Source organism: Pantoea sp. ACRSB, from assembly GCF_022346905.1.
GTDB classification, from domain to species: domain Bacteria; phylum Pseudomonadota; class Gammaproteobacteria; order Enterobacterales; family Enterobacteriaceae; genus Pantoea; species Pantoea piersonii.
Window position 1 is genome coordinate 144,459 of sequence record NZ_JAKRNL010000003.1, and the last position, 20,014, is coordinate 164,472.

14 protein-coding genes are annotated in these 20,014 nt (G+C 58.3%); 10 read left to right on the forward strand and 4 right to left on the reverse strand.

Translation table 11 applies throughout. The features are described 5' to 3' along the window. Positions 1 to 63: 63 nt before the first annotated feature. From polB to rluA, 3 genes are all read left to right on the forward strand, one after another. The gene (polB, locus tag MHZ89_RS11545) at positions 64 to 2,424 is read left to right on the forward strand and encodes a DNA polymerase II (protein WP_311783112.1); all 2,361 of its coding nucleotides are present in this window, start codon (positions 64 to 66) and stop codon (positions 2,422 to 2,424) included. 156 nt (positions 2,425 to 2,580) lie between these two features. After that, entirely contained in the window at positions 2,581 to 5,487 is a 2,907-nt protein-coding gene (rapA, locus tag MHZ89_RS11550) for an RNA polymerase-associated protein RapA (protein ID WP_311783113.1), read from the forward strand. Between the two features lie 163 nt (positions 5,488 to 5,650). Further along, positions 5,651 to 6,310: a bifunctional tRNA pseudouridine(32) synthase/23S rRNA pseudouridine(746) synthase RluA gene (rluA, locus tag MHZ89_RS11555; protein ID WP_120455672.1), complete on the forward strand. Its 660-nt coding sequence runs from the start codon at positions 5,651 to 5,653 to the stop codon at positions 6,308 to 6,310. A gap of 14 nt (positions 6,311 to 6,324) precedes the next feature. Here the strand turns inward: rluA and djlA are convergent, their stop codons facing one another. Beyond that, a complete protein-coding gene (gene djlA, locus MHZ89_RS11560) occupies positions 6,325 to 7,125 on the reverse strand; it encodes a co-chaperone DjlA (protein WP_311783114.1) in 801 nt (266 codons plus the stop codon). Positions 7,126 to 7,307: 182 nt separating this feature from the next. On the opposite strand from djlA, the gene lptD reads away from it, so the two are divergent. The 6 genes from lptD to apaH are packed head-to-tail and all read left to right on the forward strand — an operon-like array spanning position 7,308 to position 14,127. Beyond that, positions 7,308 to 9,686, forward strand: coding sequence for an LPS assembly protein LptD (gene lptD / locus MHZ89_RS11565; protein WP_311783115.1), 2,379 nt, complete (start codon positions 7,308 to 7,310; stop codon positions 9,684 to 9,686). Positions 9,687 to 9,741: 55 nt separating this feature from the next. Further along, a complete protein-coding gene (gene surA / locus MHZ89_RS11570; RefSeq protein WP_311783116.1) occupies positions 9,742 to 11,037 on the forward strand; it encodes a peptidylprolyl isomerase SurA in 1,296 nt (431 codons plus the stop codon). Further along, a complete protein-coding gene (gene pdxA, locus MHZ89_RS11575) occupies positions 11,027 to 12,019 on the forward strand; it encodes a 4-hydroxythreonine-4-phosphate dehydrogenase PdxA (protein WP_311783346.1) in 993 nt (330 codons plus the stop codon). The genes surA and pdxA overlap by 11 nt, the downstream gene beginning before the upstream one ends. Continuing rightward, entirely contained in the window at positions 12,012 to 12,833 is an 822-nt protein-coding gene (gene rsmA / locus MHZ89_RS11580; RefSeq protein WP_311783117.1) for a 16S rRNA (adenine(1518)-N(6)/adenine(1519)-N(6))-dimethyltransferase RsmA, read from the forward strand. The genes pdxA and rsmA overlap by 8 nt, the downstream gene beginning before the upstream one ends. A 3-nt stretch (positions 12,834 to 12,836) precedes the next feature. Beyond that, positions 12,837 to 13,214: a Co2+/Mg2+ efflux protein ApaG gene (gene apaG, locus MHZ89_RS11585; RefSeq protein WP_120455664.1), complete on the forward strand. Its 378-nt coding sequence runs from the start codon at positions 12,837 to 12,839 to the stop codon at positions 13,212 to 13,214. A 58-nt stretch (positions 13,215 to 13,272) separates the two neighbouring features. Continuing rightward, on the forward strand, positions 13,273 to 14,127 hold the full coding sequence (apaH, locus tag MHZ89_RS11590) for a bis(5'-nucleosyl)-tetraphosphatase (symmetrical) ApaH (protein ID WP_311783118.1): 855 nt from the start codon (positions 13,273 to 13,275) through the stop codon (positions 14,125 to 14,127). Between the two features lie 111 nt (positions 14,128 to 14,238). Here the strand turns inward: apaH and folA are convergent, their stop codons facing one another. After that, positions 14,239 to 14,718, reverse strand: a complete 480-nt coding sequence (gene folA, locus MHZ89_RS11595) for a type 3 dihydrofolate reductase (protein ID WP_120455661.1) — start codon at positions 14,716 to 14,718, stop codon at positions 14,239 to 14,241. A 261-nt stretch (positions 14,719 to 14,979) separates the two neighbouring features. Here folA and MHZ89_RS11600 point away from each other — a divergent pair, with 261 nt between their 5' ends. Beyond that, positions 14,980 to 15,357 (forward strand): DUF805 domain-containing protein, encoded by a 378-nt coding sequence (locus MHZ89_RS11600; protein ID WP_311783119.1) that lies wholly within the window; start codon positions 14,980 to 14,982, stop codon positions 15,355 to 15,357. Between the two features lie 41 nt (positions 15,358 to 15,398). On the opposite strand, the gene MHZ89_RS11605 is transcribed toward MHZ89_RS11600, so the two are convergent. Together MHZ89_RS11605 and carB are read right to left on the reverse strand one after the other, a co-directional pair. Next, positions 15,399 to 16,538, reverse strand: a complete 1,140-nt coding sequence (locus MHZ89_RS11605; protein ID WP_311783120.1) for an autotransporter domain-containing protein — start codon at positions 16,536 to 16,538, stop codon at positions 15,399 to 15,401. A 238-nt stretch (positions 16,539 to 16,776) separates the two neighbouring features. After that, entirely contained in the window at positions 16,777 to 20,001 is a 3,225-nt protein-coding gene (gene carB / locus MHZ89_RS11610; protein ID WP_311783121.1) for a carbamoyl-phosphate synthase large subunit, read from the reverse strand. Between the last annotated feature and the right edge of the window lie 13 nt (positions 20,002 to 20,014).

Below are 20,014 nucleotides of genomic sequence, written 5' to 3' on the forward strand. Positions count from 1 at the left end.
CGCCGCACGCACTGGATAAATAACCATGTTATACTCTGGCTGTTTTTCCCCTCTGGAGCCGACGTGAATACGCCCCGCGCAGGATTCCTGCTTACCCGCCACTGGCGCGACAGCGCTCAGGGCACTGAAATCATTTTCTGGCTGGCGACGGACAACGGCCCACAGCGTCTGGTGTTGCCGGTCCAGGAGTCGGTGGCCTTTATTCCGCGCGACTATCAGCCGCAGGTGGAAGCGCTGCTGCGTGACGAACGTCAGGTGCGCCTGCAGCCGCTGGAGCTAAAGGATTTCCGTCGTCGTCCGGTATTCGGCCTCTATTGCCGCCAGCACCGTCAGCTGCAGCGGCTGGAGAAGCTGCTGCGCGAACAGGGCATCCCGGTCTTTGAGGCGGATATCCGGCCGCCGGAGCGTTTTCTGATGGAGCGCTTTATCACCGCGCCGGTCTGGTTCAGCGGCGAGCCGCAGGGCGACGCGCTGGTCAATGGCCGCCTGAAGCCCCATCCCGACTACCGACCGCCGCTTAAGTGGGTGTCGCTGGATATCGAGACCACCCAACACGGCGAACTCTACTGCATCGGCCTTGAAGGCTGCGGCCAGCGTCAGGTTTTTATGCTGGGACCGCCCAACGGCGACGCCAGCGCGCTCGATTTCGAGCTGATCTATTGCGATACGCGCCCGCAGCTGCTGGAGGCGCTCAACGCCTGGTTTGCGCAGCACGATCCCGACGTGATAATCGGCTGGAATCTGGTGCAGTTCGACCTGCGCGTCCTGCAGAAACATGCCGACCGCTACGCCATCCCGCTGCGTCTGGGGCGCCAGAATGCGCCGCTGGAGTGGCGCGAACACGGTTTTAAGCCCGGCGTGTTTTCTGCCAGCGCCGCTGGCCGCCTGATTATCGACGGCATCGAGGCGCTGAAATCCGCCTTCTGGGCTTTTCCCTCATTCAGCCTGGAAGCGGTGTCGCAACAGCTGCTGGGCGAAGGCAAAGCAATCGATAATCCCTGGCACCGCATGGAAGAGATCAACTGGCGCTTCGCCAACGATAAGCCAGCGCTGGCGCGTTACAACCTGAAAGACTGCGAGCTGGTGACGCGCATTTTCCATAAAACCGAGATTATGCCCTTTTTGCTGGAGCGCGCGGCGGTCAACGGCCTGGCGGTGGATCGCCACGGCGGATCGGTGGCGGCCTTTAGCCATCTCTATATTCCGCGTATGCACCGCGTGGGCTTTGTGGCACCCGGCCTCGGCGAAGTCACGCCGGAAGCGAGCCCCGGCGGCTACGTGATGGACTCCCGCCCCGGCCTATACGACTCGGTGCTGGTGCTGGATTACAAAAGCCTCTACCCGTCGATTATCCGCACCTTCCTGATCGATCCGGTCGGGCTGGTTGAAGGCCTGGCCCACCCGGACGACGCCGATTCAGTGCCCGGCTTTCGCGAGGCGCGCTTTTCGCGTCACACCCACTGCCTGCCCGCTATCGTCGAGCAGATCTGGCAGGGGCGCGAAGCGGCTAAAAAACAGGGTAATAAGCCGCTGTCGCAGGCGCTGAAAATTATTATGAACGCCTTTTACGGCGTGCTCGGCACCAGCGCCTGTCGCTTCTTCGATCCTCGTCTCGCCTCGTCGATTACGCTGCGCGGCCACCTTATTATGCAGCAGACGCGCGAACTGATAGAGGCGCAGGGCTACGACGTTATTTACGGCGATACCGATTCGACCTTTGTCTGGCTGAAATCGCCGCACAGCGAAGCGGAGGCGGCAGCGATCGGCCGTTCTCTGGCGCAGCAGATAAATGCGTGGTGGCGTGAGCATCTGCAGCAGCAGTACGGTCTCGCCAGCGCGCTGGAGCTGGAGTATGAAAACCACTTCTGCCGTTTCCTGATGCCGACCATCCGCGACGCCGAACAGGGCAGCAAAAAGCGTTACGCCGGGCTGATCCGCGATGGCGCGCAGGAGCGGCTGGTATTCAAAGGCCTGGAGTCGGTGCGCACCGACTGGACGCCGCTGGCGCAGCAGTTTCAGCAGGCGCTCTATGGCCGTATCTTCCGCGGCGAACCCTGGCAGGATTACGTGCGCGACACGGTGGCGCGGCTGCTGGCGGGCGAACTGGACGACCTGCTGATCTATAAAAAACGGCTGCGCCGTCCCCTGGCTGACTATGAGCGCAACGTGCCGCCGCACGTGCGCGCCGCGCGGCTGGCAGATGAGCAGAACCGCAAGCTGAACCGCCCTTTGCAGTATCAGAACGGCGGCTCGATCCGCTATGTGATCGCCACGGCAGGCCCTGAACCCCTGGAAGCGCGCGTCACGCCGCTTGATTACGATCACTACGTCAGCAAGCAGCTACAGCCGGTGGCCGACGGCATTTTGCCTTTCGTTGACGGCGACTTTGCTACACTGATTACTGGGCAGCTGGGGCTTTTTTGACAGGTGACGAACGGCCTGCCTTCCAGTACCATAGCGCCCTTCCTGCATCTCACCGCTCTTAAAACCTGACCAGACCTCTCTTTGTCTGGGGAAAAGGTATTGCCTGTGGCGGGGAAACATCACCAAAAACACCTTAAAAATTCGAGCTAAAAAGATATGGTTTTTACATTAGGTCAGCGCTGGATTAGTGATACGGAAAGTGAACTGGGACTCGGCACAGTCGTGGCGGCAGACGCACGCATGGTTACGCTGCTGTTTCCGGCAACGGGCGAAAATCGCCTCTATGCCCGTAACGACTCCCCGGTGACTCGCGTTATCTTTAATCCGGGCGATACGGTGACCAGCCACGAAGGCTGGCAAATGCGCGTCGATGAAGTACGCAATGAAAATGACCTGATGACCTATATCGGTACGCGTCTTGATACTGACGAAAGCGAGGTGGTGCTGCGAGAAGTGATGCTCGACAGCAAGCTGGTGTTCAGCAAACCGCAGGATCGCCTGTTCGCCGGTCAGCTCGACCGCATGGACCGCTTCGCCCTGCGCTATCGCGCCCGCAAATATCAGAGCGCCCAGTATCGCCTGCCGGTCAGCGGCCTGCGCGGCATGCGCACCAATCTGATCCCGCATCAGCTGCATATCGCCCACGATGTAGGCCGCCGTCACGCGCCGCGCGTGCTGCTGGCGGACGAAGTAGGCCTCGGCAAAACCATTGAAGCCGGCATGATTATCCAGCAGCAGCTGCTGGCCGGACGCGCCGATCGCGTCTTGATCATCGTGCCGGAAACCCTGCAGCACCAGTGGCTGGTAGAGATGCTGCGCCGCTTTAACCTGCGTTTCGCGCTGTTTGACGACGATCGCTACGCCGAGGCGCAGCACGACAGCGATAACCCCTTTGAGACCGAACAGCTGATTATCTGCTCGCTCGACTTCGTTCGTCGCAACAAGCAGCGCCTTGAACTGCTGGCGGAGGCTGAATGGGATCTGATGGTGGTTGACGAAGCGCACCATCTCGCCTGGAGCGAAGGGGAGCCGAGCCGCGAATATGCAGTTATTGAACAGCTGGCGGAACAGATCCCCGGCGTGCTGCTGCTGACCGCGACGCCGGAACAGCTGGGTATGGAGAGCCACTTCGCGCGTCTGCGTCTGCTCGACCCTGACCGCTTCCACGACTTCGCGCAGTTCCTTGAGGAGCAACAGCATTTTCGTCCGATTGCCGACGCGGTCTCCTCGCTGCTGGCTGATAAAGCCATCTCGCAGGATGAGATGAATATGATCAACGATCTGGTGGGCGAAGAGGATATTGAGCCGCTTCTGCAGGTCGCCAACAGCGAGCGCGACGGCAAACTCGAGGCGCGCAAAGAGTTGATCTCTATGCTGATGGATCGCCACGGCACCAGCCGCGTGCTGTTCCGCAACACGCGTAACGGCGTGAAGGGCTTCCCGAAACGCGAACTGCATCAGATCCGTCTGCCGCTGCCCGCCCAGTATCAGACCGCCATCAAGGTCTCCGGTATTATGGGCGCCCGCAAAAGCGCGGAAGAGCGCGCGCGCGACCTGCTCTATCCCGAACAAATTTATCAGGAGTTTGAAGGCGACAGCGGCACCTGGTGGAACTTCGACCCGCGCGTCGAGTGGCTGCTTGGCTACCTGACCAGCAACCGCAAAGAGAAAGTGCTGGTGATCTGCGCCAAAGCGGCCACCGCGCTACAGCTGGAGCAGGTACTGCGCGAGCGCGAAGGCATCCGCGCCGCGGTATTCCACGAAGGGTTGTCGATTATCGAACGCGACCGCGCCGCCGCCTGGTTCGCCTCGGAAGAGAACGGCGCGCAGGTGCTGCTCTGCTCGGAAATTGGTTCTGAAGGGCGTAACTTCCAGTTCTCCAGCCGTCTGGTGATGTTCGATCTGCCGTTTAACCCGGATCTGCTGGAGCAGCGCATCGGTCGTCTCGATCGTATCGGTCAGGCGCACGACATTCAGATTATGGTGCCCTGGCTGGAGAAGACCGCTCAGGCGGTACTGCTGCGCTGGTATCACGAAGGGCTCGACGCGTTCGAGCATACCTGCCCGACCGGCCGTACGATCTACGACAGCGTTCATCAGCAGCTGATTAACTTCCTTGCCGCGCCGGAAAACAGCGAAGGTCTGGATGAATTTATCGCCGAGTGCCGCAAACAGCACGAGTCGCTGAAGTCGCAGCTGGAGCACGGGCGCGACCGTCTGCTGGAGCTCAACTCCAACGGCGGCGAAGCGGCGCAGGCGCTGGCGGCAGAGATCGCCGCGCAGGACAATGACACCGAGCTGGTGAACTTCGCGCTCAACCTGTTCGATATCGTCGGTATCAATCAGGAGGATCGCAGCGATAACCTGATCGTGCTGACGCCGTCCGATCATATGCTGGTGCCCGATTTCCCTGGCCTGCCGGAAGATGGCTGCACCATCACCTTTAACCGTGACCAGGCGCTGTCGCGCGAAGATACCCAGTTCATCACCTGGGAGCATCCGCTGATCCGCAACGGTCTGGACCTGATCCTCTCCGGCGACACCGGCAGCTGCGCGCTGTCGCTGCTGAAAAACAAGGCGCTGCCGGTAGGCACGCTGCTGGTCGAAACGATCTACGTGGTAGAAGCGCAGGCACCGAAGCATCTGCAGCTGACCCGTTTTCTGCCACCGACGCCGATCCGCATGCTGCTGGATCGCAACGGCACCAACCTGGCGGGCAAGGTCGAGTTTGAAAGCTTTAACCGTCAGCTTAATGCGGTGAATCGCCACACCGGCAGCAAGCTGGTCAACGCGGTGCAGCAGGACGTACACGCGATCCTGATGCAGGCTGAAGAGAAAGTCGTGGCGGAAGCGCAGACCCTGATCGACGCGGCGCGTGCCGAAGCGGATGAGAGGCTGGGCGCAGAGCTGTCGCGTCTTGAAGCGCTGAAGGCGGTCAACCCGAATATCCGTGAAGATGAGATTGAGGCGCTGGAGAGCAACCGTCAGCAGGTGCTGGAAAGCCTGAGTCAGGCGAACTGGCGTCTCGACGCGCTGCGCCTGATCGTGGTCACGCATCAGTAATCTCTCTCCGTCGGGGAGAGGAACCGAAGCGCAGGCGTCCCGAATCAGAGATGAGGCGGGACGCGCCTTTAACGACGTTGCGATCGCGCCCTCTTATCGCGCTGGCGAAGTGAGAATATACGCAGGGGCTATTTCGCCCCTTTTCTTTGATCTATAAGCAGATATAAAAATGGAACCCTACAATCCGCCACGCGAGCCCTGGCTGCATATCCTTTATCAGGATGCGCACATTATGGTGGTCAATAAGCCGAGCGGACTGCTGTCGGTCCCTGGCCGTCTGGAAGAGCACAAAGACAGCGTAATGACGCGCATTCAGCGCGACTTCCCGCAGGCGGAGTCAGTGCATCGCCTCGATATGGCCACCAGCGGCGTGATTGCGGTGGCGCTGACCAAAGCGGCGGAGCGTGAGCTGAAGCGTCAGTTTCGCGAGCGCGAACCCTCTAAACGCTACGTGGCGCGCGTCTGGGGCCATCCGGCTGCGGAAAAAGGCGTGGTGGATCTTCCACTGATTTGCGACTGGCCGAACCGGCCAAAACAGAAGGTCTGTTTTGAAACCGGCAAAGCGGCGCAGACCGAATATGAAGTGCTGGAGTATCTGGCCGACAACAGCGCGCGCGTGGCGCTGAAGCCGATTACCGGCCGTTCGCACCAGCTGCGCGTGCATATGCTGGCGCTGGGTCATCCTATTCTCGGCGACGGCTTTTACGCTCATCCTGAGGCGAAGGCGCGCGCGCCGCGTCTGCTGCTGCATGCCGAGTCGCTGACTATTACCCATCCGGCGTTCGGCAACAGCATGACGTTTCGCCAGCCAGCGGATTTTTAACCTCGCGCCTGCGGTTACTTAAATCCTTTCTCGCGGCGAATCAGATCGTAAGCCGCCTGAATCTCCTGCGCCTTCTGTTTCGCCATCTCCATCATCTCTGGCGGCAGGCCTTTCGCCACCAGCTTGTCGGGATGATGCTCGCTCATCAGCTTGCGGTAGGCGCGCTTAATGGTGGTGGCGTCATCGCTGCTTTTGACCCCCAGCACGCTACAGGCGTCCTCCAGCGTCGGCCCGCGCTGCGCCTGCTGATAACCGCCGCCCTGGCCGCCAAACTGCTGGCCACCCTCCATCATGCGCAGGAACTGATCGAACTGGATGCGCGAAATGCCCAGCTCTTCGGCAATGACGTAAAGCACCTGCCGCTCGTTCGGGTGCAGCGAACCGTCGGCGAAGGCAGCCTGAATCTGAATTTCCAGAAACATCCGAATCAGATCGAAGCGGCCGAAACAGGCGCTGCGCAGCTCGCGCAGTTTGCTGCGTAACGGATAGTCGCCCTGCTTGCCTTCGCGGAAGGCGCGCTGCGCGGCGGTACGTGCCTCGCCATGCAGCTGCATGCGATCCATTAATAAAGAAGCGATTTGAATATCGGCTTCGGTAACGCGCCCTTTCGATTTGGTCAGATGGCCCATTACCTGAAAAGTGGTCTGAAAAAACAGCGTCTGCCGGGTTTGGTTATTCGCGAACCAGGCCTGTCCTTTTGCGCTGCGAACCTTATCGATCAAATGGCCAATCAGCAGGCCGAACACAATGCCCCAAAAACCGGCGCCGGAAAGCAGCCCCAGCACCAGCCCAATAACTTTTCCCCAGTAGCGCATAAACTCCTCAATTCGCCATGCTTGCGGCTGAAAATTGCATTATCATACCTGTCATTTACCCCAGCGCCTAACGGCAACGCGGACAGACAAGGATTAACACTGGCACAACGCCGGGCAGTACGTTAGTCTCTGACCCGATTGTCGGCATGATGCCAGTTTTCATGGAATTCTCGATACCGCGTATGAATAAACGACTACCTACCCTGCTGGCCACCATGATTGGCGCAGCGATATCCAGTCAGTCTGCTCTGGCCGACGATCTTATGTCGCAGTGTATGCTGGGCGTGCCGAGCTATAATCGCCCGCTGGTCAATGGCCAGACGAACCAGCTGCCGGTCACGATTCATTCCGACGCGGCGAAGGGAAACTATCCGGACGACGCGGTATTCACCGGAAACGTAGATGTCCAGCAAGGCAACAGCCGCCTGCAGTCGGATGAAATGCAGCTGCATCAGCGCCAGCAAGAGGGGCAAACCACGCCGGTACGCACCGTCGACGCGCTGGGTAATGTGCGCTATGACGACAACCAGGTCATCCTGAAAGGTCCGAAAGCCTGGTCCAACCTGAACAGTAAAGACACCAACGTCTGGAACGGTAACTACCAGATGGTGGGACGTCAGGGCCGCGGCGACGCCGATCTGATGAAGCAGCGCGCCGATAATCGCTACACCATTCTGGAAAACGGCAGCTTCACCTCCTGTCTGCCCGGCTACAACAGCTGGAGCGTAGTGGGATCGCAGGTGATCCAGGATCGCCAGGAAGAAGTGGCGGAGATCTGGAACGCGCGCTTTAAGCTAGGCTCTGTGCCAGTCTTCTACAGCCCCTATATGCAGTTGCCGATTGGCGATCGCCGCCGCTCCGGCTTCCTGATCCCCAACGCGAAATATGGCAGCAGCAAAGGGTTTGAATTTATTCTGCCCTACTACTGGAACATCGCGCCGCAGGCGGATGCCACCATTACGCCGCACTACATGTCGAAGCGCGGCATGCAGCTGGAGAACGAATTCCGCTACCTGACGCAGTTCGGCGCCGGCCTGATGGAATTTGACTATCTGCCGTCGGACGATCAGTACGATAAAGACAAAGCGGTACGCGGCATCGCGGAAGATAAAAGCAGTGACCGCTGGCTCTTCTACTGGCGCCACGCTGGCGTCTATGATCAGCACTGGCGCTTTAACGCCGACTACACCAAAGTCAGCGATCCTTACTACTTCAACGATCTCGAATCGAAATATTACAGTTCGACCGACGGCTACGCGACGCAGAAATTCAGCATCGGCTATGCCGACACCAACTGGGACGCTACGCTCTCCAGTCGTGATTTTCAGGTCTTCGGCGACACCAGCAGTAACAACGTCTATCGCGCGCAGCCGCAGCTGGATCTGAACTTCTACCAGAACGACATAGGTCCGTTCGACGGTCGTATCTTTGCGCAGGCGGTGAAGTTCACCAACGTTAACAACGACTATCCAGAAGCGACCCGTCTGCATATCGAACCGACGCTTAATCTGCCGCTCTCCAACGGCTGGGCGAGTCTGGATACCGAAGCGAAGTTTCTGGCGACGCACTACCAGCAGGATTCGCTGGATTACTACAACGCGAATCTGGCGAACAACGAAAACAGCCAGAGCGGCCAGCTGAAAAGCTCGGTGAACCGCACCCTGCCGCAGTTCAAGGTCGATGGCCGACTGGTATTCGATCGCGATATGGACTGGGCGGAGGGCTATACCCAGACGCTCGAGCCGCGCGTTCAGTATCTCTATATTCCATACCGCAACCAGAGCGATATCTATCCGTACGACTCGACGCTGCTGCAGACTGACTATACCGGCCTGTTCCGCGACCGCACCTATAGCGGTCTGGATCGCATCGCCTCTGCCAACGAAGTGTCGACCGGCGTGACCTCGCGTATTTATGATCAGGATCTGGTTGAACGTTTTAACGTTTCTGTGGGTCAAATCTACTCGTTTACCCCTTCACGTACCGGCGTAAACCAGACTAATAAAGAAGATGACACCGGCAGCCTGATTTGGGCCGGCGACACCTACTGGAAAGTCAGCGATCGCTGGGCGTTACGCGGCGGGCTGCAGTACGATACCCGTCTCGATAACGTCGCGCAGGGCAATACCGTACTGGAGTATCGTCGCGACGCCGACCGCGTTGTGCAGCTGAGCTATCGCTACAGCAGTCCGGAGTATGTGGCGACCGCGCTGAACAACTCCAGCCTTGTGAACAACCCGATCTATAAAAACGGGATTTCCCAGGTCGGCGGCACCGCCAGCTGGCCCATCGCGGACGCCTGGTCAGTGGTCGGCGCGTACTACTACGATACGCGCAACAGCAAACCTGCTTCGCAGCTGGTTGGCCTGCAGTACAGCTCCTGCTGCTACGCGATCCGCGTCGGTTACGAACGTAAGATCAACGGTTGGGAAAACAACGACAGTAAGTATGACAACCAACTCTCATTCAACATTGAGCTGCGCGGTTTAAGTTCTGGTTATGGCTTAGGCACCGAGCAGATGCTGCGTCAGGGCATTATCCCTTATCAGCGCGCTTTCTGATGTTGCGATGTTTGACTGGTAATTCCCGCACTGCGGAAACAACTATGGAAAAAGTATGAAGAACTGGAGAATGCTGATTCTGGGTGTGGCGGTAGCCGCCAACACCGCGTTCGCAGCACCACAAGTGGTTGATAAAGTCGCTGCCGTTGTGAATAACGGCGTCGTTCTGGAGAGTGACGTAGACAATATGCTGCGCACCGTAAAAGCGCAGGCGCAACAGGCCGGTCAGCAGTTGCCGGACGACAAGACATTACGTCATCAGATCCTTGAACGTCAGATCATGGACAACATCATCCTGCAGATGGGTGAAAAAGCGGGCCTGCAGATCAACGATCAGCAACTCGACCAGGCAATCAGCAATATCGCCGCGCAGAACCATATGAGCCTCGACCAGCTGCGCAGCCGCCTGGCCTATGACGGCGTTAACTACAGCGACTACCGCGGACAGATCCGTAAAGAGATGCTGATCGCCGAAGTGCGCAACAATGAAGTGCGTCGTCGCGTCACTATCCTGCCGCAGGAAGTCGATACGCTGGCTACTCAGGTCGGCGCGCAGAATGCTCAGGGCACCGAGCTGAACGTCAGCCAGATCCTGCTGCCGCTGCCGGAAAACCCGTCGCAGCAGCAGGTAGACGATCAGGAAGCGCTGGCTAAACAGCTGGTAGGCGAACTGAAAGGCGGCGCCGATTTCGGCAAGCTGGCCGTGACCTACTCTGCCGATCCGCAGGCGCTGAAAGGCGGTAACATGGGCTGGGGCAAGATTGAAGAGCTGCCGACCCTGTTCGCCCAGGCGCTGTCGACCGCCAAGAAAGGCGATGTTGTCGGCCCGATCCGCTCTGGCGTCGGCTTCCATATTCTGAAGGTTAACGACCTGCGCGGCGAGAGCAAAAATATCTCCGTCACTGAGGTGCACGCGCGTCATATCCTGATCAAACCGTCGCCGATTCTGACCGACGCCCAGGCACGCGCGAAAGTGGAAGAGATCGCCGCGGATATCCGCAGTGGTAAAACCAGCTTCGCCGCTGCCGCCAAGCAGTTCTCTGACGATCCAGGCTCTGCCAACCAGGGCGGCGATCTGGGCTGGTCCTCGCCGGAAGCGTTCGATCCGGCGTTCCGCGACGCCCTGCTGCAGCTGCAGAAAGGCCAGACCAGCCAGCCGGTTCACTCTTCCTTCGGCTGGCACCTGATTCAGCTGCTGGATACCCGTCAGGTCGACAAGACCGATGCGGCGCAAAAAGAGCGCGCCTATCGCCTGCTGTTCAACCGCAAGTTTGCCGAAGAAGCGCAAACCTGGATGCAGGAACAGCGCGCCAGCGCCTACGTGAAGATTCTGGATGGCAATGCCCAGTAACTATCGCGTAGCGATCACTCCCGGCGAGCCCGCCGGGATTGGTCCCGATCTCACCATTCAACTGGCCCAGCAGAACTGGCCAGTTGAGCTGGTCGTATGCGCGTCGCCACAGCTGCTGCGTGAACGCGCCGCTCAGCTCGGTTTGCCGCTGACGCTGCGCGACTATCAGCCCGGCCTTGCGCCGCAGCCGCAGCAGGCTGGTTCGCTTACGATCCTGCCTGTAGAGCTCGCTCAACCGGTTACGCCGGGCAAACTTGATGCCGCTAACAGTCCCTACGTGCTGGCGACGCTGGCACGCGCCTGCGACGGCTGCCTGAACGGCGAATTCGCCGCGTTGATCACCGGCCCGGTGCATAAAGGGGTGATTAACGATGCGGGCATCCCCTTTACCGGACATACCGAGTTCTTCGCCGATCGCGCCGGCGGCCATCGCGTGGTGATGATGCTGGCGACCGAAGAGCTTCGGGTCGCGCTGGCGACGACGCATCTGCCACTGAAAGATGTCTCTGCGGCGATTACCCACGCCAGCCTGCGCGAAGTCATTACCATTCTGCATCGCGATCTGCAGCAGAAGTTCGCTATCCCGCAGCCGCATATCTTTGTCTGTGGGCTTAATCCCCATGCGGGCGAGAGCGGACATATGGGACGCGAAGAGATCGACACCATTATCCCGGCGCTCGACTCCCTGCGCGAACAGGGTATTCATCTGACCGGGCCGCTTCCGGCCGATACCCTGTTCCAGCCAAAATATTTGCAGCACGCCGATGCGGTGCTGGCGATGTATCACGATCAGGGTTTGCCGGTGCTAAAATTTCAGGGGTTCGGCCGCGCGGTGAATATCACGCTTGGCCTGCCCTTTATCCGTACCTCCGTTGACCACGGCACTGCGCTTGAGCTGGCCGGACTGGGTCAGGCGGAGCCGGGCAGCTTTATTACGGCGCTTAACCTCGCCATCACTATGATCAAGAGCAGTAATGAATAATCGCGTCCATCAGGGGCACTACGCCCGTAAACGTTTCGGGCAGAACTTCCTGAACGATCAGTACATTATCGATAGCATTGTCTCCGCCATTCATCCGCAGCGCAGCGAAGCTCTGGTGGAGATTGGCCCTGGCCTCGGCGCGCTGACGGAACCGGTCGGCGAACGTCTCGACGCCTTAACGGTGGTCGAGCTGGACCGTGATTTGGCTGCGCGTCTGCAGACCCATCCGTTTCTCGGCCCCAAGCTGACGATCTATCAGCAGGATGCGATGACTTTTGATTTCGCCGCGCTGGCGAAGGAAAAAGGCCAGCCGCTGCGCGTATTTGGCAACCTGCCTTACAATATTTCGACCCCGCTGATGTTTCACCTTTTCAGCTATACTGGTTCGATCAAAGATATGCACTTCATGCTGCAGAAAGAGGTGGTTAACCGCCTCGTCGCAGGCCCAGGCAGCAAGGCCTACGGCCGCCTTAGCGTGATGGCGCAATACTATTGCCAGGTTATTCCGGTGCTTGAAGTACCGCCGCACTCGTTTACGCCGCCGCCTAAAGTGGATTCGGCCGTGGTGCGCCTGGTGCCGTATGCGGAGCCGCCGCATCCGGTAAGTAATATTCGCGTACTGAGCCGCATAACTACCGAGGCCTTCGGCAAGCGCCGCAAAACCCTGCGCAATAGCCTCGGCTACCTGTTTGACGCCGGCGCGCTGGATGAGCTGGGCATCGATGCAGGTTTACGTGCGGAAAACGTGTCGGTGGCGCAATATTGTCAGTTAGCCAACTGGCTGGCGACACATCAAGTTGAACCGCTGGAGTAATGCATGAGTGAATCGGCCCGGATGTCTGTTCAGGTACAAAGTCTCTATATCGCTTCCCAGTCTTCGCCGGAAGAGGAGCGCTTCGTCTTTGCCTATACCATTACCATCCGCAATCTGGGCCGCAACGCCGTACAGCTGCTGGGCCGCTACTGGCTAATCACTAACGGCAACGGACGCGAAACCGAAGTTCAGGGCGAAGGTGTAGTGGGCGAACAGCCTGTGATCGCGCCCGGTAGCGAATTTCAGTATACCAGCGGGGCCATTATCGAAACGCCGATGGGTACCATGCAGGGACACTATGTGATGCAGGATGAAGAAGGAGAAACCTTTAACATCGACATCCCGGTGTTTCGCCTCGCTGTAGAAACCCATATACACTGATCTTTTCACGCTTCGCCCGGCTCTGCCGGGCGCAGTTTTTTATTGCGGATTATTCTCTATGAGCACATATCTGATTGGCGACGTTCACGGTTGTTACGATGAGCTGCGCGCCCTGCTGAAGCAAGTCGACTTTACGCCTGAACAGGATACGCTGTGGCTGACCGGCGACCTGGTCGCGCGCGGCCCTGGCTCGCTAGAAGTGCTGCGCTACGTAAAATCGCTGGGCCAGAGTGTGCGTATCGTGCTGGGCAATCACGATTTGCATCTGCTGGCGGTGTTTGCCGGCATCAGCCGCAACAAGCCTAAAGATCGCCTGACGCCGCTGCTGGAAGCGGAAGATGCCGACGAGCTGATCAACTGGCTTCGACGTCAGCCGCTGCTGCAGGTGGATGAAGAGAAAAAGCTGGTTATGGCGCACGCCGGTATTACGCCGCAGTGGGATTTAGAAACCGCTAAAGCCTGCGCGCGCGAGCTGGAAGCGGTGCTCTCCAGCGACAGCTACCCGCTGTTCCTGGATGCCATGTATGGCGATATGCCTAATAACTGGACGCCGGAACTGAGCGGCCTGGCGCGCCTGCGTTTCTCCGCCAACGCGCTGACGCGCATGCGCTTCTGCTTTCCCAACGGCCAGCTCGATATGATTTGCAAAGAGGCGCCGGACTCCGCGCCGCCGCCGCTGAAACCCTGGTTCACTATCCCAGGCAAGCTGCCGGACGATTACACCCAGATCTTCGGCCACTGGGCTTCGCTGGAGGGCAAAGGCACGCCGCGCGGCGTGATCGGGCTGGATACCGGCTGCTGCTGGGGCGGCGTGCTGACCCTGCTGCACTGGGAGAGTCAGCGCTACTATACGCAGGTATCGAACCGCCAGCCGTCGGCAACCGACAGCGTCCCGCCGCAGCAGTCCGCCTGACAGCGCGCAAAAGAAAACGCCTTGTCAGAGACAAGGCGTGGAATGGCGCATTTGGGGCCGATTAAACAGGGCGCAATCACAGAGCCGCCCCTCTCTTAACCCTGCCGGCTGTTAGCGACGCTCAAGGATTTCGAAGCAGTAGCTATGCGAGTTCTGCTCATCGGCGTCGTGAAACTCGCTAAAGGTCGACTGCCACTCATCCGGTTCGTAATCCGGGAACTGCGTATCCCCTTCTACTTCCGCATCGATATGCGTGAGGTACAGACGATCGGCGCGCTTCAGCATCTGCTCATAAATACGCCCACCGCCAATCACCATAATCTCCGGCACGTCGCCAGCCGCTTTAATCGCCTCATCCAGCGAGGTGACCCAGGTGACGCCTTCCGCAGTGCCCGGCTGACGGCTGACCACAATATTGAGACGTCCCGGCAGCGGACGACCGATTGATTCAAAGGTCAGACGACCCATAATCACCGGCTTGTTTAAGGTGTTACGTTTAAACCACGCCAAATCTGCAGGCAGGTTCCACGGCATGGCACCTTCCATACCAATGACGCGATCCGCTGCTAATGCCGCGATCAGACTAATCATGTTAAAAGACTCACAGATAAAAAATTGGCGCCATCATACGTAAAGGCGAAACTTTCGTCGATAGCGGGAAGAGTCTAATTACGTAAAGCGCTTTTGCCTCCACGTTTTTATTACTCCACAGAGTTTTACACCGCTTTTTACCTGTGCAGTACCCTAAGCCGCCAGATAAAATAGGTTACCTGGCACAAGGGCAGGAATAGCGCGTTTCAGCTTAACGTAACGGAAACTGCAGCTCAGGTTCCATCAACAAAGGAAAATGAAGTGCACCACTATCTGACAGTTTTAAAAATGTATGCGGTGGTCAATGGTCGCTGCCCTCGTAAAACATTCTGGCTTTTTTTCTTATTCAGCACGCTGTTTTCGCTGGCATGCAGCGCGGTAGACGAACTGCTCGGACTAAAGGTTTTTTCCGATCAGGGTCTGCTTTCGCTGGTGTATTCCGTTGTTCTTCTGATCCCTTCTGTTGCCGTCGGGGTGCGTCGCCTGCACGATCTCGATCGCTCCGGCTGGTGGCTGCTGATTATGCTTATTCCCCTGCTGGGAACGCTGCTGCTGCTGATTTACTTCTGCCTGCGCGGCTCAGTCGGCCCAAACCGCTTTGGTCCCGATCCGCTGGATGAGACGATACCGGCCCAGTAAAAAAAACGGCTCCCTGAGGAGCCGTTTTACGCTTTTGACGATTAGAAATCGTAACGCAGACGTACCACGTTGATATCGCCCAGGTTGTCGGTGCTGGAGGTAAAGACGTGTTCGTAGTCGACGCGGAAGCCGTAGTCGAGGAACAGAGTCACGCCCAGACCGTTGTCGATGCGCTGGTAGTTGCGGCCATTCACATACTCCAGACGATCGCCCATCACGTAAGGCTGAACGGCTTTCAGGCCGTACTGCTTGACCGGAATTTTATAGCCAGCGAAGTATTCCAGACCCCACGCGTCGTCGGCGAAGTAGTCGTTAACATTGCTGCGCTTGGTCAGCAGGAAGTTCTGATACCAGCCGCCGCCCGCAGAGAGCGTCCAGTTGCCCGGCTTCCAGCTTAATGCGGTGCCGTAGATATTCTGGTTGTAGTCACCGTCATCGCCGTTGCGCGGATTACGCATCGTGGCGCGGGTATAGTTCCACGCGGTGCCCCAGGTCAGGTCATCCGTGATGTGGTAATCCACGCCCAGCGAGCCGCCGCCTTTGCGCTTGTAGCGCAGGCCGTTGCCCGGCAGATATTCGTTGTCGCTGAACAGGTAAGAAGCGTAGAGATCGACCGCGCCGAAGGTGTTTTTATACTTCAGCTGTTTGCGCGAGCGGTAGGAGCCGTCATAGTCGCCGTTGATGCCGTTACCCGGCGCCTGGCCTTTCATGTCGTAGTCCCAGATATCGGTCTTCGCGCCCACTACGTCATAGAAGACGCTGTTCTGCTGGCCGAAATAGATCTCGCCCCAGGTTTTGCTTTTCAGACCGGTATAGAGCTGGCGACGCGTGGTATCGTTGGCGCCATCTTTATAATGGTTATCCCAGTCAAATACGGCAGGAATATTAACGCCCACTTCGTAATAGCTGGCCCAGCTAATATCATCGAACAGATAATAATCAGCGGCGAAGCGGAAACGCGTACCGCCGTCAAAGCCATTACGTTTGTATGATTTGTCGTTGACGCCGGTCTGATGTTCAAACTGCGGACGAATACTGCCGCCCACGGTGAAGTTCAGACGGCTCAGCGGATCGCCTGCCTGCGGATCTTGTGTAAGAAGAGTAATTTCAGCCTGGCTGGCAAATGGCGCAGCCGCCATTAACGCAGCAATAGCGCTTAGTGTGAAAGCACGCATTTTCATTTTTTTATAGGTCCCTGATTGGCCCGGAAGAATGGGCGGCGAAATATTACGCTGAGCCGATGCGCTTTCGCTTTATAATTTTGTGCGGTTTTATCTGAAAATATCAGCAATAGCACTCCTCGCTAAGCCTTAAGACAAATAAGCAAAACTTTAATCGTTTATAGTTATTTATTATCAAATTTGATGATAAAAAAATAAAAAAAACGGCCCTTTTGGGCCGTTTAATTATGAACGGAAATTAACCGTTAATGAGCGCGTGCATTTCCTGAACAGAAATAACTTTTTCCGTTGGATCCGCATTGAGCGACATCGCCGTGGCGAAGCCGCCATTCAGCGTGGTGTCGTAGTGCACTTTATACTGCAGCGCGCTGCGACGAATAACGCGCGAGTCTTCAATCGCCTGGCGACCAGCGGTCGTGTTAACGATATAGGTATATTCGCCGTTCTTCAGGCGATCCTGAATATGCGGTCGCCCTTCATGCACCTTATTTACCAGACGAGGGTTGATACCCGCTTCGCCCAGCACCACCGCCGTACCGTGGGTCGCATCCAGTTCAAAGCCGAACTTCAGCAGCTTGGCCGCCAGATCGACGATGCGCTTCTTGTCACCTTCGCGTACCGACAACAGCGCGCGGCCGCTCTTCTTCATATTGCTCTGCGCACCCAGCATCGCTTTAGAGAAGGCTTCGGCAAAGGTGCGTCCAACGCCCATCACCTCGCCGGTGGAACGCATTTCCGGGCCAAGAATCGGATCCACGCCCTGGAATTTGTTAAACGGCAGCACCACCTCTTTCACTGAGTAATAGGGCGGAATCACTTCTTTCGTCACGCCCTGCTCGGCCAGCGTTTTGCCCGCCATCACGCGCGCTGCCACTTTCGCCAGCGGTACGCCGGTGGCTTTGGAGACGAACGGTACGGTACGCGCGGCGCGTGGGTTGACCTCAATCAGGTAAACCTCGTTGTCCTTCACCGCGAACTGTACGTTCATCAGGCCGCGCACGTTGAGCTCAAAGGCCAGGCGCTCAACCTGCTGGCGCATGACGTTCTGAATCTCTTCGCTCAGTGTGTAGGCCGGCAGCGAACAGGCGGAGTCGCCTGAGTGCACGCCCGCCTGCTCAATGTGCTCCATGATGCCGCCAATCAGCACGCGCTCACCGTCGCAAATGGCGTCTACGTCGACTTCCACTGCGTCATCCAGGAAGCGGTCCAGCAGCACCGGCGCGTCGTTGGAAACGGAGACGGCGGTCTGGAAGTAGCGCTTGAGGTCGATCTCGTCGTAGACGATCTCCATCGCGCGGCCGCCCAGCACATAAGAAGGACGCACCACCAGCGGATAGCCGATGCTGGCCGCTTTCTCAACGGCCTGCTCCAGCGTGGTGACGGTGGCGTTGGCCGGCTGCTTCAGGTTCAGGCGATCGACCGCCTGCTGGAAGCGCTCGCGATCTTCGGCGCGGTCGATAGCGTCCGGGCTGGTGCCGATAACCGGCACGCCCGCCGCTTCCAGCGCACGCGCCAGCTTCAGCGGCGTCTGCCCGCCGTACTGCACGATCACGCCTTTCGGCTGCTCAATGCGCACGATTTCCAGCACGTCTTCCAGCGTTACCGGCTCAAAGTAGAGACGGTCAGAGGTGTCATAGTCGGTTGAAACGGTTTCAGGGTTGCAGTTCACCATAATGGTTTCGAACCCATCTTCGCGCAGCGCCAGCGCGGCGTGCACGCAGCAGTAGTCGAACTCAATGCCCTGGCCGATACGGTTAGGCCCGCCGCCCAGCACCATAATCTTGTCGCGGTCCTGGTTGGGGTTCGCCTCGCACTCCTCTTCATAGGTAGAGTACATATAGGCAGTATCGGTGGCGAACTCCGCCGCACAGGTATCGACACGCTTGTAGACCGGATGCAGATTGTACTGCTGACGCAGCTTGCGGATCTCGCCTTCCGAGACGCCTGCCAGCGCCGCCAGTCGCGCATCGGCAAAGCCTTTACGCTTCAGCGTGCGCAGGAACGGCTGGCTCAGGCTGTTGACGCCTTCGCGCGCCACCTGCTCTTCCAGACGCACCAGCTCCTCGATTTGCACCAGGAACCAGCGATCGATATTGGTCAGATTGAATACGCCGTCGACCGACATCCCGGCCCGGAACGCATCGGCGATGTACCAGATACGCTCGGCGCCAGCGTCCTTCAGCTCGCGGCGAATGCGGGTCAGCGCGTCGGCGTCATCAAGGTGCACTTTCGGGTCAAAGCCGTTTGCGCCCACTTCCAGACCGCGCAGCGCTTTCTGCATTGACTCCTGGAAGGTACGGCCAATCGCCATCACCTCGCCCACTGACTTCATCTGCGTAGTCAGACGGTCGTTAGCGCCGGCGAATTTCTCAAAGTTAAAGCGCGGAATCTTCGTCACGACGTAGTCGATAGAGGGTTCGAACGACGCTGGCGTCAGGCCGCCGGTGATATCGTTCATCAGCTCGTCAAGCGTGAAGCCGACCGCCAGCTTGGCCGCGACTTTGGCAATCGGGAAGCCGGTTGCTTTAGAGGCGAGTGCCGAGGAGCGCGAGACGCGCGGGTTCATTTCGATAACGATCAAACGGCCGTTCTTCGGGTTAACCGAGAACTGCACGTTGGAGCCGCCGGTTTCTACGCCGATTTCACGCAGTACCGCCAGCGAGGCGTTACGCATGATCTGGTACTCTTTATCGGTCAGCGTCTGCGCCGGCGCGACGGTAATGGAGTCGCCGGTGTGAATACCCATGGCGTCGAAGTTTTCGATAGAGCAGACAATGATGCAGTTGTCGTTTTTGTCGCGCACCACTTCCATCTCATACTCTTTCCAGCCAATCAGCGACTCATCGATTAGCAGCTCATTAGTAGGCGAGAGATCCAGACCGCGCTCGCAAATCTCTTCAAACTCTTCGCGGTTGTAGGCGATGCCGCCGCCGGTGCCGCCCATGGTGAACGAGGGACGGATAATACACGGGAAGCCAACATCTTCAGCGACCTTTAGCGCCTCTTCCATAGTATGGGCGATGCCTGACCGGGCGGTTTCCAGGCCGATAGCTTTCATCGCCTTATCGAAGCGCTGCCGATCTTCCGCCTTGTCGATTGCGTCCGCCGTCGCGCCAATCATGGTCACGCCGAACTCTTCCAGCACGCCCTGACGCTCCAGCTCAAGCGCGCAGTTCAGCGCGGTCTGGCCGCCCATGGTCGGCAGCACCGCGTCCGGGCGCTCTTTTTCAATAATTTTGCGCACGACTTCCCAGTGAATCGGCTCGATATAGGTCGCATCGGCCATTTCCGGGTCGGTCATAATGGTCGCCGGGTTGGAGTTCACCAGAATAACGCGGTAGCCCTCTTCGCGCAGCGCCTTACACGCCTGCGCGCCAGAGTAGTCAAATTCACAGGCCTGGCCGATGACGATTGGGCCAGCGCCAAGGATCAGGATGGATTTTATATCAGTACGTTTTGGCATCTTCGGGCTCCTG

What these genes read in the sequence shown, in the direction of transcription:
- rapA (WP_311783113.1), top strand. Translation starts at nt 2,581, where the DNA reads ATGGTTTTTACATTAGGTCAGCGCTGGATTAGTGATACGGAAAGTGAA.
- djlA (WP_311783114.1), bottom strand. Translation starts at nt 7,125, where the DNA reads ATGCGCTACTGGGGAAAAGTTATTGGGCTGGTGCTGGGGCTGCTTTCC.
- lptD (WP_311783115.1), top strand. Translation starts at nt 7,308, where the DNA reads ATGAATAAACGACTACCTACCCTGCTGGCCACCATGATTGGCGCAGCG.
- surA (WP_311783116.1), top strand. Translation starts at nt 9,742, where the DNA reads ATGAAGAACTGGAGAATGCTGATTCTGGGTGTGGCGGTAGCCGCCAAC.
- pdxA (WP_311783346.1), top strand. Translation starts at nt 11,027, where the DNA reads ATGCCCAGTAACTATCGCGTAGCGATCACTCCCGGCGAGCCCGCCGGG.
- rsmA (WP_311783117.1), top strand. Translation starts at nt 12,012, where the DNA reads ATGAATAATCGCGTCCATCAGGGGCACTACGCCCGTAAACGTTTCGGG.
- apaG (WP_120455664.1), top strand. Translation starts at nt 12,837, where the DNA reads ATGAGTGAATCGGCCCGGATGTCTGTTCAGGTACAAAGTCTCTATATC.
- apaH (WP_311783118.1), top strand. Translation starts at nt 13,273, where the DNA reads ATGAGCACATATCTGATTGGCGACGTTCACGGTTGTTACGATGAGCTG.
- folA (WP_120455661.1), bottom strand. Translation starts at nt 14,718, where the DNA reads ATGATTAGTCTGATCGCGGCATTAGCAGCGGATCGCGTCATTGGTATG.
- MHZ89_RS11605 (WP_311783120.1), bottom strand. Translation starts at nt 16,538, where the DNA reads ATGAAAATGCGTGCTTTCACACTAAGCGCTATTGCTGCGTTAATGGCG.
- carB (WP_311783121.1), bottom strand. Translation starts at nt 20,001, where the DNA reads ATGCCAAAACGTACTGATATAAAATCCATCCTGATCCTTGGCGCTGGC.